The sequence below is a fragment of the Gemmata sp. genome (assembly GCF_051859125.1).
Taxonomy (GTDB): domain Bacteria; phylum Planctomycetota; class Planctomycetia; order Gemmatales; family Gemmataceae; genus Gemmata.
Map to the genome: position 1 here is coordinate 1 of NZ_JBHYGG010000104.1, position 12,343 is coordinate 12,343.

Consider the following 12,343-nt stretch of genomic DNA (forward strand, 5'->3'; position numbering starts at 1 on the left):
CTGAACCACTGCCCCCCTGCTTTCGAGCCACGGGGTTCACCCCCGTGGTGCGGAGCCGGCCACCCCGGGGGTGACCCCCGTGGCTCGACGAACCCCGCCCCTACCCCCGCCGGAGACGCTGCCATGTCGATCACGCGAACGGACTGCGAAGGGTTCCACCGCCGCGACTTCCTGACCGTCGGCTCGGCCGCCGCGCTGGGACTCACGCTCCCCGGCGTCCTGGCCGCCGAGGCCCGTGCGGCCGCGACCAAGGGCGACCTCGGCGCGGCGAAACCCAAGGCCAAGGGCGTGATCCTGCTGTGGCTCGCCGGCGGCCCGGCCACGATCGACATGTGGGACAACAAGCCCGACGCCCCCGAGGGCATCCGCGGCGAGTTCAAGTCGATCGCCACCAGCGCCCCGGGCGTGCAGTTCGCCGAGACGCTGCCGAAGATGGCCGCGGTCGCCAACAAGGTCAGCGTGGTCCGCTCGCTGTACCACACGATCCCGAGCCACGGCCCGGCGACCGTGTTCATGACCACCGGCAACAAGCCGACGGCGGCGCTCCAGTACCCGGCGATGGGCTCGATCGCCGCCAAGCTGCTAAAGACCGAACTCGGGGTGCCGCCGTACGTCACGTTCAGCGACCTCCGCAACGGGTCGGCGGGCCTCGCGGGCTACCTCGGCACCGGGTACAACCCGTTCATGATCGAGGGCAGCGGCGGCGGCAAGGACGGGGCGGCCAAGGGCGGCGGGTTCAGCGTCCGCGGGCTCACCCTGAAGGGCACGTTCACCCTCGACGACCTCGAGAAGCGCGACGTGCTGCTCCGCAAGTTCGACGGCGGGTTCGCCGGCCTCGACCGGTCGAACGAACTCGTCGACGGGCTCGACACGTTCCACCAGCAGGCCCTCGAGATCCTCAAGAGCGACAAGACCCGCAAGGCGCTCGACCTGGGCGCCGAGAAGGCCGCGGCCCGCGAGATGTACGGCCCCACGCCGTTCGGCCAGGGCGCGCTGGCGGCCCGGCGGCTCATCGAGTCGGGCGTGCGGTTCGCGACCGTCAGCCTCGGCGGGTGGGACACGCACGGCAAGACGTTCGAGGCCCACAGGACCCGGCTCGCCCCGACCGTCGACCAGGTGCTCTCGGCGCTCGTCGAGGACCTGGACGACCGCGGGCTGCTCGACAGCACGATCGTGATGTGCGCCGGCGAGTTCGGCCGGACCCCGAAGATCAACAAGACCGCGGGCCGCGACCACTGGGCGCGGTCGATGGCGGCGGTGGTGGCCGGCGGCGGGTTCAAGCGCGGGTACGCCCACGGGACGACCGACGCGAGCGGCACGGCCCCGGCGACCGACCCCTGCACCCCCGACGACCTGGCGAGCACGATCTTCCACAACCTCGGCATCGACCTGGGCACCGAACTCCAGACCCCGACCGGCCGCCCGATGTCGCTGTTCCGCGAGGGCCGGTTGGTCGAGAAGCTGCTGGGATGATGATTTGGCGAGCGGGGGTGCGTGAGCCCCCCGAGTCTTGGGCGCGATTCAACTCTCGGAGACTCACGCGCCCCAAATGTAACCCACCCCGCCGGGGCGCTTGCCCCGGCGGTTTCGTTTCGGGTACGCTGGAGTGCCCGCCGCACGCTACGCCCGCTGGGTCACCCATGCGCCACCTCCTGCCCGTCCCGGCACTGCTCCTCGCTTTCGCGCTCGGCGTTGCAGATGAGCCGGCGGCCGCGAGGCCGACCGAGGCGGCCCGACTCGTCGCGCAACTCGGCAGCCAGGACTTCCTCGAACGCGAGGCCGCGAGCAAGCGACTCGACGGACTTGGTTCAGCCGCGATCGAGGAGCTACGGGCCGGGGCGAAGTCGGACAACCCCGAGACCGCCCGCCGCGCACAGGAGTTACTGCGAAAGGCCGAGCGCCGCCTCGCCAACGATAAGATCCTCGCCCCCTCGCTCGTCCAACTCGACGCCCGGGACCAGCCGCTCGACGCCGTCCTCGCGGAGCTTTCCAAGCAGGTGAAGTGGGAGGTCGTGACCGGCGGGGTGAAGCCCGAAGACCTCGCTTCGAAGAAGGTCACCGTCTCCACGAACGGGAAGGTCGCGTTCTGGGACGCGGTGCTGAAGGTGTGCGACGCGGCCGACGCGCAGATCGCCGGCGTCGGCGGGTACGTCGCCCCGGGCGCGGTGCCGTACCTGGGCCGCGCGAAGCCCGGCGTGCGGATCGCCGCCGACCGCGACCGGGCCGTCGTGCTGGAGGCCCGCGACGGTGCGCCGAAGCGGCCGTTCGCAGTAAGCGGCGCGGTACTGGTCGAGGCGGTGCCGTTCCCGAAAAACGTGCTGCCGCTCGCCACCCCGCACCCGACCGCACTGCTCCAGGCGTGGCCCGAGCCGCGGCTCCAGTGGGAGGGCACCGCTGCGACCAAGGTCACACGCGCGACCGACGCCGCCGGCGGGAAGCTCGCCCCCGAGTTCTTCCCTGACGCAACGAAGGACGAACTGGCGGATCGCTTCGGCACCATCCTCATCCGCAATCCCGACGGCAGTTTCACCACGGCCCGCGACACCGGCTCGGCGTTCGTGTTGCCCGGCGGGTTCCGGCCGAACGCCCGGCAGGCGGTGGTGCGGTTCAAGCAGCCCGAGAAGCCCACAGCGGCCGCGAAGGAACTCGGCGTCTCGGTGTTCGCGACCGTCCGCACCGGGGTCGAGCCGCTGTGCGAGGTCCGCGACCTGGAGGCCGGCAAGGCCGCGACCGGCACCGGGGCGGGCGGCACCGAGGTCTCGGTGACCTATTCGACCGACGTGCAAGGCCGCATGGTGGCGAGCGTGCGCCTCGCCTACGACATGACGGCGGTGCGGGCCGCGAACGTGGACGACGACCTGCCCGGCGCGAAGGGCGGCGCCCGGTCCGGGAACCACACGGTCTACGGGCTCCGCGTCACCGACGCCGCCGGCAAGCCGTACACGCTCGGGCTCAGCAGCGGGGCGAACCAGATCGACACTGACGCGAAGCGGCGGGTGTTCCGGCTCGAGTTCGAACTGCACCGCGAGAAGGAGGGGCACGGGCCGCCCGCGGTGGTGTCGTTCTGGGGGACGCAGGCCCGCGCCGTCGAGGTGCCGCTGGCGCTCGCCGACGTGCCCCTCGTCGGCGGGAAGTGACGGACCAGCCCTTGACGCCGGGGCCACGCGGCGCTACAAAGATGCGATAAGGCCCTATCGTCTAGTGGTCTAGGACGTGGCCCTCTCAAGGCCAAAACCCGGGTTCAAATCCCGGTAGGGTCACTTGGTCGGCGAGACTTGAGAAGACCGGAGCGGACAGAGCAGTTCGGGACGCTTGATATCAAGCAACCCGATCGACTCTGTCCGCTCCGGTCTTTTTGTGCCCGCTACCGTCCGCGCCGGAATCTGCACCGCCCTCGCCGGCGGCCCTGGAGAACACCCGCGGCCACGGGTTCAGGCCGGCCCGCTCGACGAGCCGCAGCAGTCGCGTGCGAAGGTACCTCGACGCTCACCCGCTCGGCCCGTGGGCGGTCAGTTCGAAGCCCCGTCGAGGTACGGCCGCAGGCCGGCGAAGATCGGCGACGTTTGGCGCGACGCGTGCTCCTTGCCGGGATGTGCCTGGGCTGGCTACCCGGTATCGTCACCCGCCCCACCCCAAAGTTCACGTCCGACCACGTCGGCACAAGGGCAAGGGCACCGCGCCCCCGGTGGGCAGCGGTCCTCTCGTCGGCGGCCGCGCCCGGCGTCCCCTGCCAGGCGTTTGTGGGAGCGGGGGGACTCTGCCGGCGGCGGAGCCCGAGGCAAAGAAGCCCGCCCCGAAGAAGAAGGGCAAGAAGTGAGTGACCGACCGTCCCCCGAGGTGCCACCGATGCAAGAGCCGGAATCCCCACACGACGGACCGGGGTCGGGGGGCGGGGATCAAGCCCCGACGTCGTTCGCCAATCGGGTCGTCGATCCGCTGAACTCGGTAGCCTGGTTCACGATGGACGCCCTTTGGATGTGCAAGCTGGCGTGGCCGGCTTACGCCTTCGCCGCGCTGACCGTCGTCACGGGGGTTTGGTTCCTCGTCCTCGGCTGGCGGCAGAAGCGGGGCACCCGGTTGGCCGACCTGGGGTTGAACTGCTGGATCGTGATGAACACCGTCTGGCTCGTCGCGGACCTGACCGGGCGGGCGACTCCGCTCGCGTTCACCGTGCCGCTAGCGTTCCTGGGGGCCGCGTTCATCGCCACCGCTGCCTGGAAGGCCCAGGACATCAGGCGGCTGCGGGTCCGCGGCCGGTGAGCGAGAGGTCGCGGTGCCGCCTGCGGATCGGCGAGTCCCGCCCCGCCAGGGCCGAGCGGCCCTGAACGCCCCGACCTCGGCCGTTCGAAGTACCCCGGGGGACAAATGGGCGGGGGCCGCGCGTTTGCTTATCGTGACACCACCCCCGGCACCCCGCCGGGCGACCGGGCGAACGCACCTCGGGCGAGAACGATATGCGACTCCGTGTGGTGTGGGACGTCGTCAGGGAGGCCGGCGAGGCGTGGCTGGACGACCGGGCCCCGCGGATCGCCGCGGCGCTCGCGTTCTTCACGGCCCTGTCGCTCGCCCCGCTCGTGGTCATCGCCCTCGCGATCGCCGGCGCGGTGTACGGGACGGACGCGGCCCGTGGCGAGGTGGCCGAGCGGCTCGCCGGGCTGGTGGGGGAGCAGGCCGCGGCCGCGGTCGAGGGGGCCGTTGCGAACGCGCACGGGCCGGGGGCGGGGCCCGTGGCCGTCGCGGTCAGCTTGGTCACGCTCCTCGTCGGGGCGACGGGCGTGTTCGCCGAGATGCAGGAGGCGCTGAACGACGTCTGGGGGGTCCGGCCGAAGCCGGGCCGCCCGCTCCGCACGTTCGCGCTGGCCCGCCTGACGTCGCTCGGAATGGGCGTCGCGGTCGGCGTGCTGATGCTGGCGTCCCTGGTCCTGACCTCGGCGACCGAGGCCGGGGGGCGGTACGCCGCGGGAGCGGTGCCGGGGGCCGAGGCCGCCGGGGCGGCGGCCAACGCGGTGGCCCTGTTCGGGGCCGAGGCCCTCCTGTTCGCGATGATCTTCAAGTACCTGCCGAACACCACGCTGAGCTGGCGCGACGTGGGGGCCGGGGCCCTTCTGACCGCGGCCCTGTTCACCGCGGGGAAGTACCTAATCGGGGTGTACCTGAGGCACACGGGGGCGCTGTCCGGGTTCGGCGCCGCGGCCTCGCTGATGGCCTTCCTCGTGTGGATCTACTTCTCGGCACTGGTGCTGGTGTTCGGGGCCGAGGTGACCAAGGTAACGGCCCGCCGCGCGGGCCGGGCGATCCTGCCGACCGAGGGTGCCGAGCTCATCCGCGGGTAGGCCCGGCCCGAGCCACGCACCCCACCGGCCCGTGACCGGGCCGACGACGGGCACCGCGACGAGGATGAAGAACACGACCCGGAACGGGGCGCGTACCGCACCGCGCCGGCCTCGGTTCGGTGTGTCGTGACGGACCGGTGGTGCCCCCGGACCCCCGCTCAAGCCGCCCGGGCCTCCTCGGGGAGGCGGAACGACCCGCAGTTCCTGCCAATCGCCGTCCGGGCGTGCCCGGGACCGGACGCCCCGCCGACGAGGAGCAGGCAGCGGCCCGCCGCCACCTCGCGCTGGTAGTAGGCCGACGCGTCCCCGCCGACCCCGAGCAGGGCCAGGTGGGGCGCGACCCCTTCCCCCGCGACGGCACCGAGGCCGCCAATCCCGCACGGCCCGCCCGCGCCGGGCCACACGACGCCCAGTTGGTCGTCCCCGTACCCCTCGGCCCGCAGTTCGGTGGCCGCGCGCTCGGCCCTCACCCGGTCGCCGAACACCCCGACCAGGACCGGGAACTCTCTGTCAGCCATGGCAACCATCTCCGTGCGGCACGCGCCGCGGGGGACACATACGCCGCCCCCGCGGCCGACGCAAGTGCGGGCGGCCCCGTTGTGCCTCCCCGCGGGCGACGCTCGTCCGTCCCGGGCAGGGCCGGGAATAATAACGGGATTCCGGTCGGACCGCGTGCGTCGGTACCGTATAGTGGCATGGAAGGCGGAATAACGATTCCGCCCGAGACGACGAACTCGCTGCCCCCGTCCTGCTCTGTCCCGGTACCGCTGCTCTGAGCCCCACCTCCGACGACGTACCCCGATCGAACAACCGGTGCTGCCGCTGGGGTCAGGCTCGTACGCCCGACCCGGTTCGGCGTCTGTCCACTGCGGCGCCGTGCCGCCGGGACCGTGTGTTTTCAGTTAGCGGCCGGGACACGGCCGCGAAAGGTATCTCTTGAAGAAGCTGTACGTCGGGAACCTGGCCTTCGGCACCACGTCGGACGACCTCACCGCCCTGTGCGGGGAGTACGGGCAGGTGTCGAGCGCCCAGGTGGTCACCGACCGGGAGACGGGGCGGAGCCGGGGGTTCGCGTTCGTCGAGATGCGTGACGGCGGGGACCTCGCCATCCAGGAACTCAACACGCGGGAGTTCCAGGGCCGGAACCTGACCGTGAACGAGGCCAAGCCGCGCGAGGACCGGCCGCGGTCGAGCGGCGGCTCGGGCGGCACGAGCCGCTACTGACCCCGACCGGGTCGTGCGACACTCGAAGGCCCTCCGCTCTGCGGGGGGCTTTTTCGTTGGCCGGGTCCGCGGGGCCGGGTTCGTGGCCTGTGCGGGTGGCGTTGCACCTCGCCTGCTTCACCGCTTAGGGATTCGTGCCCACGGGTGCCCCCGGGGCGGTCGGGGAGGAAATCAGCCGGGGCCCGCGGGGAACCCGGGCGCCAGCATGTGACTCATCCGGTCCGGCCGGCGGATGTTCTGCGCGTGCATCCACGCGTCGGCCGCCCGCACGAGAGCGGCCCCCTCCTCGCCACCGCGGATGCGGCCCAGGCACCGCCGGGCGGCCGCGGCGTACAGGCCCATGTCGGCCGCGTCGAGGTCGCGGGCCGCGGCCGCCAGGTGCCCCGCGGCACCCGCCGCGTCGCCCCGGACGGCGGCGACCCCCGCCCGGAGCAGGCGAGCGACCGGGTCGGACCACCCCGCCCGCTCCCGCTCGATGCGCCGGGCGTCGCGCTCGGCGGCCCGCAGGAACGGCCGGGGGTCCGGGGCTGCGGCCGCCCTCGCGAGAGCGCACCGGGCCCGCAGGTTCCACATGTCAATTCGAATGATCGGGACGCGGAGCAGGTGCGACCCGGCGAGCGCGGCCCACCGCTCTTCGAGCCGGCGGTGGGCGTCGTATGCGCGGCCCTCGTACAGGTCGATCTGGCACTCGGCCACGAGCGCCCAGTAGTGCGGGAAGTGGAACTCCCGGCTGGGCCACCGGTCCGTCGCGGCGCGCGCCTCGGCCCGCGCCCCGCGCGGGTCGTCGGCCGCGAGCCACGCCGCGTTGCAGCACCCGGTCCGCAGGAACACGAACAGGAGGACGTCGCCCCGGGCGTCGGCTTCGCGGAGGAGCGGGGGGAGCCGCCCCGCGAGGTCCCGGAGTTCCCCGAGGTGGAACAGGGCGTGGAACGTCGAGAGCCGGGCGTTGAACGTCTCGGGTTGCGCCCCCGGACACTGCCGGTGGCAGATCGCTACGGCCGCGTCGGACAGCGCGACCGTGTCCCGCCACCGCCCCTCCATGACGGCGAGGAACGCCCTGACGACGGCGATAAGGGCCGCGGGGTAGGGGTCGGGGGACCGGCCGGCCAACTCCTCGGCGGTCGCCAGGAACTGCCGCGCCCGCGGGCGGAGCGAGGGCTCGACCCCGATCACGAAGGCCTCGCCGGCGAAGCCGATCGCGAGGTGCCTCGGGTCGCCGACCCGCAGCGCCAGGCGCAGGTGCCGGGTCGCGAACCCGATCGCCCGCAGGTTGTCGGTGTTCCCCATGGCCACGAACGCGGTCCAGTAGGCCTCCAGGCGGGTGCGGTCGGGTGCGGCGACCGGCCCCGGGGAGCACCGGAAGCGGTACCCGCCCAGCCACAGGCGCGCGCGCTGCCAGAGGAGCGCGAGCAGTCTCCGGCGGGGCGTCCTGGGGTAGCCGGTCCCGACCGCGGCGAGGACGGCTTCGACGACCCCGTACCCCTGCTCGAACAGGCCGGCCGTCAGGAACTCGTGCGCCGCCCGGCGGCGGAGGTCGATCTGCTCCGGCCCGGAACTCCCGGCCGCCAGGGCCAGGTACTCGGGACCGGCCTCCGCCCCGCGGCCTGCGTGCGCGAGGACGTCGGCCAGCTTGCGGCGCACCTCGGGGTACCTGGGAGTCGCCGGGGCCAGTTCCAGGACGCGGCGGTACAGGCGGGCCGCCCGGTCGAACGCCACGGCCGCGACGGCCTGGTCCGCCGCCCGCTCGGCGAACTCGGCCGCTGTGGCGTGCTCCCCCGCCCCGAGGAAGTGGTCGCTGACCGCCTCAGGGTCCCCGCGCCCCGAGTCCCGCAGCGTCACCGCCAGCCGGAGGTGATGCCGCGCCACCGCCTGCGGCCCCAGGCCCGCCGACACGGCGTCACGGATGCGGGCGTGGTACGCGTCGACGAGGTCGTCGGCCCCCGGCCCGGTCGTGCGGACGAACTGCCCGGCCTGGAGCGCCGTCAGCGCGTCCCGGCGCTGGAGCCCGATGCCGGCGGCGGCGTAGGCGTCGTGCTGCCGCACCGGCCGCCCCGCGACGGCAACGGCTTCGAGCAGGGTGCGGGCGTCGGCGGGCAACTGATCGACGCGGGCACGGATGACCGCGCCCAGGTTCGCGTCGCGGCCGGCCGCCGGCGCCGCCGTCCAGACGGACCGCGCGAGTTGCTCCAGAAAGAAGGGCACTCCCCCCGACTCCCGCGCGATCAGCGCCGCCCGCTCCGGCGGGTTTTCGGTGCCGAGGAGGGCCGCGGCCAGGGCCCGCGTCTCGGCGTCGGACAGGGTGCCGACTTCCAGCTCCCGCACGCGGAGGGCGGCCCCGGGGACCGCCGCGGTCGCCGCCAGCGACCGGACGAACGGGCTGGTCGCCAGGTTCTCGCTGCGGCAGCACCCGAGCAGGAGGACGGGGGGCGGGTCGGGCGGCGCGAGGAGGTCCACGAGCAGCCGCGCGCTGTCCTCGTCACCCCACTGCAGGTCGTCGATCACGAGGACGACCGCGCGGTCCCGAGCCAGCCGGCCCAGGACATCCCGCAGCGACCCGAACGCCCGGCGGCGGAAGTCCACCGGGTCGGGCACCTCCGGGGCCGCGGCGGCGCACCGCTCGACCTCGGGGACCGTTCGGAGCGCCGGAAACACTTTCGCCAGCAGGCCCACGTCCGCCGGGAGCACGGCCGCAACGGCACCCGCTGCCGGGTCCTGAAGGAACCGCGCCAGCGCGTCCACCAGGCCGTCGAACGCCTTGAATGGCAGCGACTCGCGCTCGTGGCACCGGCCGACGAGGGCCACCGCGTCTCCGCCGGCCCGGAGTTGTTCCACGAACTGCCTGATCAGGGTGCTCTTGCCGATCCCCGACGGGCCGTGGACGCACACCACCTGTGCGTGCCGCCGGCCCACCTGCCGGAACGCCTGGTGGAGTTCGGCCAGTTCCGCCGCCCGACCCACGAACGCCGGGGCGGGCCCGGCGGCCGCGGTGCCGCCCCCCGCCGGCGCCGGGCCGCCGAGCCGCAGCAGCACCTCGGCCCCGCTCGGCCGCCCCGCTGGGTCGCGGCACAGCAGGGCCTCGCACAGCGCCGCCAGGTCGCCCGGAACGCCCGGGGGGAGGGGCGCGACGGGGGCCGGCGCCCGCTGGCCCCGCAGCACCTCCGTGGCCGTCTCCGCGAGCGGCCGCGTGCCGGCGAGCGCCTCGTACAGCATGACCCCGACGCTGTACCAGTCGCTGGCCGGGCCCAGCGGCAGGCACCCGGCCTGCTCCGGGGACATGTAGCCGGCCGTCCCCGCGAGGTACGTCGGCCGGCCGTCCTGGGCGGCGAGGTAGGTCGCGATGCCGCAGTCGACGACCTTCACGTGCCCCGCGTCCGTGACGAGGACGTTGTGGGGCTTGAGGTCCCGGTGCAGGATCCCGTTCCCGTGCATCGCGTTTACGCCCAGCGCGAGCTGGCGCAGCACGGCCCGCAGGCGGTCCCAGTCCCCCGGGCGGGCCCGGAGGTGGGACCGCAGGTCGGTCCCGTCCACGAGTTCCATCGTGATCAACCACGCGCCGTCCGCACCGATCAGCTCGTGGAACGTCACGAGGTTCGGGTGGGCCACGTCCGCCAGCGTCCGGAACTCCTGCTTGAACCGGCCGACCCCCTCGGGGGTGACGCGGTGCAGGAGCTTGACGGCGAGCGGGCCGCGGGTCACCGGGTCGTGGACCCGGTACACCGTGCCGAAGCTGCCCCGGCCCAGCCGCCGCTCGATCTGGAACCGCCCGGCGAGCGTCCGGACCTCCTCCTTCAAGTGGCGGATTCCCTCGGGCGTGACGCGGTTGCGGATCCAGAGGGCGAGGGGGCTCGGCCCGGCCGGGGCCGGGGCAGCGGCCCCCGGCGCCTCGGGCCGGGGCCAGACCCGGGCCAGCAGGACCAGGCAGTCCCGGGCGTGCTCGAAGGGCACCCGCAGGTCGCGGGGCAGGGTCGGCGCGTCCCACCCCACGTCGGGCCCGTGGTCGGCGAGGGCGGCGTCGAGGCCGGTGACCAGGTCGACGTACCGCGGGTCAATGGGTTCGTCGTCGGGGGCGTGCGTCATGACAGCCCGAGTTCGCGTTGGAGTTTCTCGACGGCCCGGGCCCACAGTCGGCGGACGGCCTCGGGCGAGCGCCCGACCACGGGGGCGATCTCCGCGAAGGTCAGGTGCCGGCGGTTGTGCAGGTCGATCACCTGGCGGTACGCCTCCGGCAGGCGTGCGACGGCGCGTTCGACGGCCTCCGCTTGCTCGCCGGGGGCCGCACCGGTCCCGGCATCCGGCTCCCCAGAAGCCGCCGCGGTGCGGTCGAAGACGGCGCGGAGCCACGCGGCCAGTTCCGTGTCCGTGGTGCCCTCGAAGTGCCCGAGGCCCTGCCCCGCCGCCAGGAGCGTCTGCTCCACGAGGTCGGCACCGCCGGCCCGGGACGGCTGGCCCGCACGATCGGCGCGGACGAACCCGAGCACGTCGGGTCGGAACAACTCCAGAAGCCGGCCCAGCGCGTCGGGAGAGCCCCGCCGCGCCTCCTCGACCAGTCGCACCCGGCGGCCGGCTTCCCCCGGATCGTTCGGAGTTCCTGACGTCACGCCCGCCCCTCCCCGTCGCGACCGCGAGCGCCACGGGCGCTCAACAGGTGGTTTTTTAGTCGCGAGTCCGGGCGAGACAAATAGCGGTTCCGTAGTTGGACGTTGGGCGCTGGTGCTGGTGGCTCGAATGGCACGGGCCGCCACGGAGGGCGGCCCGTGCGAACCAGAGGCGAATCGTCCGGTAGGGGCCGCCCCTTCGTGGCGGACCGCCAACCACCCCAGCGGTTCTCGACAGGTTTTCGACCGAGCATTCCGCAGTCACTTCGGCAGCGGCACTTGCTCCTTGGCCCGTAGGAACGCGATCAGGTCGCGGACCTCGTCGGGCTTCAGTTGGTCGAACAGGCCGTCGGGCATGATCGACACGTTCGTCTGCTTGCGGGCGGCGATGTCGCCGGTCGGCAGCACGACGGTGTCGTTGGTCGTGCGGACGGTGATTGCGTCCTTCGTCTCGCGGAGCACGATGCCGGAGATGACGCGATCGTCGACCGTGGTGAAGTTCACCATCTGGAACTCGCGCGGCACGACGGCGCTGGGGTCGAGGACGTTTTCGAGCACGTAATCGAGGCTCGTTCGCTGCGAGCCGGTGAGTTCCGGCCCGACCGCCTGCCCCTCGCCGAACATCTTGTGGCACGCCCCGCAGTGCTTCGCGAACAGCGCACGACCGTTCGCGGCGCTCGCCTTCGCGAGCGTGTCCTCGGTGAGCAGTTCCTTCCACTTCTTCGTGAGTGCGGCCCGCTCCTTCGACGCAACGCCGATCTTGCCCCACACGGTTTCCAATCGCTGTGACAGTGCCTTGTCATTGAGCGCGAGAATCTGACGGGCGGTCGTGACGGGAATGTCGGCCCGCGGTACCTGCTGCTTCTCGACGGCGTCGAGAAGCTCGTTCGCCCACTCCTTGCGGGCGGCAAGTGTTTGCACCGCGTCGAGTTTCTCCTCCGCGGTGAACTTCGGATACGCCTTGATGATGGCCGCCGGTGTCTCAGCATCGGCGAAGGCGGCGAGTCCGCGAATGGCCGCCGTGCGAACCGCCGGATCATCGAGAAGCGTGCGGAGCGTCTTGGCGAACTCGGGATTCTTGCGTGTGAGCAGGAGTTGAATTGCGATCCGGCGATCTTCGCCGTTCTCCTTAGAATCTGCACTTTCCGCAACCTCAGGTGCTTACATCGCGGTGGTCAGATGTCACCACCA

Annotated in this window: 9 protein-coding genes, 1 tRNA gene and 1 pseudogene; 6 read left to right on the forward strand and 5 right to left on the reverse strand. The window is 73.0% G+C overall.

Going from position 1 to position 12,343, the window contains the following annotated elements; translation table 11 throughout:
- Positions 1-123 precede the first annotated feature (123 nt).
- The 5 genes from ACTIGN_RS11180 to ACTIGN_RS11200 all read left to right on the forward strand — a co-directional run bounded on the left by ACTIGN_RS11180 (position 124) and on the right by ACTIGN_RS11200 (position 5,333).
- Positions 124-1,473: a DUF1501 domain-containing protein gene (locus ACTIGN_RS11180; RefSeq protein ID WP_439623794.1), complete on the forward strand. Its 1,350-nt coding sequence runs from the start codon at positions 124-126 to the stop codon at positions 1,471-1,473.
- 167 nt (positions 1,474-1,640) lie between these two features.
- The gene (locus tag ACTIGN_RS11185) at positions 1,641-3,137 is read left to right on the forward strand and encodes a hypothetical protein (protein ID WP_439623795.1); all 1,497 of its coding nucleotides are present in this window, start codon (positions 1,641-1,643) and stop codon (positions 3,135-3,137) included.
- Between the two features lie 50 nt (positions 3,138-3,187).
- Positions 3,188-3,260 (forward strand) — tRNA-Glu (locus ACTIGN_RS11190).
- A 700-nt stretch (positions 3,261-3,960) separates the two neighbouring features.
- Positions 3,961-4,260 (forward strand): hypothetical protein, encoded by a 300-nt coding sequence (locus tag ACTIGN_RS11195; protein WP_439623796.1) that lies wholly within the window; start codon positions 3,961-3,963, stop codon positions 4,258-4,260.
- Positions 4,261-4,454: 194 nt separating this feature from the next.
- Positions 4,455-5,333, forward strand: a complete 879-nt coding sequence (locus ACTIGN_RS11200; protein WP_439623798.1) for a YihY/virulence factor BrkB family protein — start codon at positions 4,455-4,457, stop codon at positions 5,331-5,333.
- A gap of 158 nt (positions 5,334-5,491) precedes the next feature.
- Here the strand turns inward: ACTIGN_RS11200 and ACTIGN_RS11205 are convergent, their stop codons facing one another.
- Positions 5,492-5,851 (reverse strand): hypothetical protein, encoded by a 360-nt coding sequence (locus ACTIGN_RS11205; RefSeq protein ID WP_439623800.1) that lies wholly within the window; start codon positions 5,849-5,851, stop codon positions 5,492-5,494.
- A gap of 418 nt (positions 5,852-6,269) precedes the next feature.
- Here ACTIGN_RS11205 and ACTIGN_RS11210 point away from each other — a divergent pair, with 418 nt between their 5' ends.
- Positions 6,270-6,557 carry an RNA recognition motif domain-containing protein gene (locus tag ACTIGN_RS11210; RefSeq protein WP_439623802.1) on the forward strand — a complete coding sequence of 96 codons (288 nt, stop codon included), beginning with the start codon at positions 6,270-6,272 and terminating at the stop codon, positions 6,555-6,557.
- 171 nt (positions 6,558-6,728) lie between these two features.
- Here the strand turns inward: ACTIGN_RS11210 and ACTIGN_RS11215 are convergent, their stop codons facing one another.
- The 4 genes and pseudogenes from ACTIGN_RS11215 to ACTIGN_RS11230 all read right to left on the reverse strand — a co-directional run.
- The gene (locus tag ACTIGN_RS11215) at positions 6,729-10,634 is read right to left on the reverse strand and encodes a serine/threonine-protein kinase (RefSeq protein ID WP_439623804.1); all 3,906 of its coding nucleotides are present in this window, start codon (positions 10,632-10,634) and stop codon (positions 6,729-6,731) included.
- The gene (locus ACTIGN_RS11220; protein WP_439623806.1) at positions 10,631-11,155 is read right to left on the reverse strand and encodes an RNA polymerase sigma factor; all 525 of its coding nucleotides are present in this window, start codon (positions 11,153-11,155) and stop codon (positions 10,631-10,633) included. The genes ACTIGN_RS11215 and ACTIGN_RS11220 overlap by 4 nt, the downstream gene beginning before the upstream one ends.
- A gap of 258 nt (positions 11,156-11,413) precedes the next feature.
- Positions 11,414-12,073 carry a c-type cytochrome gene (locus tag ACTIGN_RS11225; protein ID WP_439623808.1) on the reverse strand — a complete coding sequence of 220 codons (660 nt, stop codon included), beginning with the start codon at positions 12,071-12,073 and terminating at the stop codon, positions 11,414-11,416.
- A gap of 39 nt (positions 12,074-12,112) precedes the next feature.
- A pseudogene (locus ACTIGN_RS11230) lies at positions 12,113-12,286 on the reverse strand (HEAT repeat domain-containing protein); the annotation flags it as partial.
- Between the last annotated feature and the right edge of the window lie 57 nt (positions 12,287-12,343).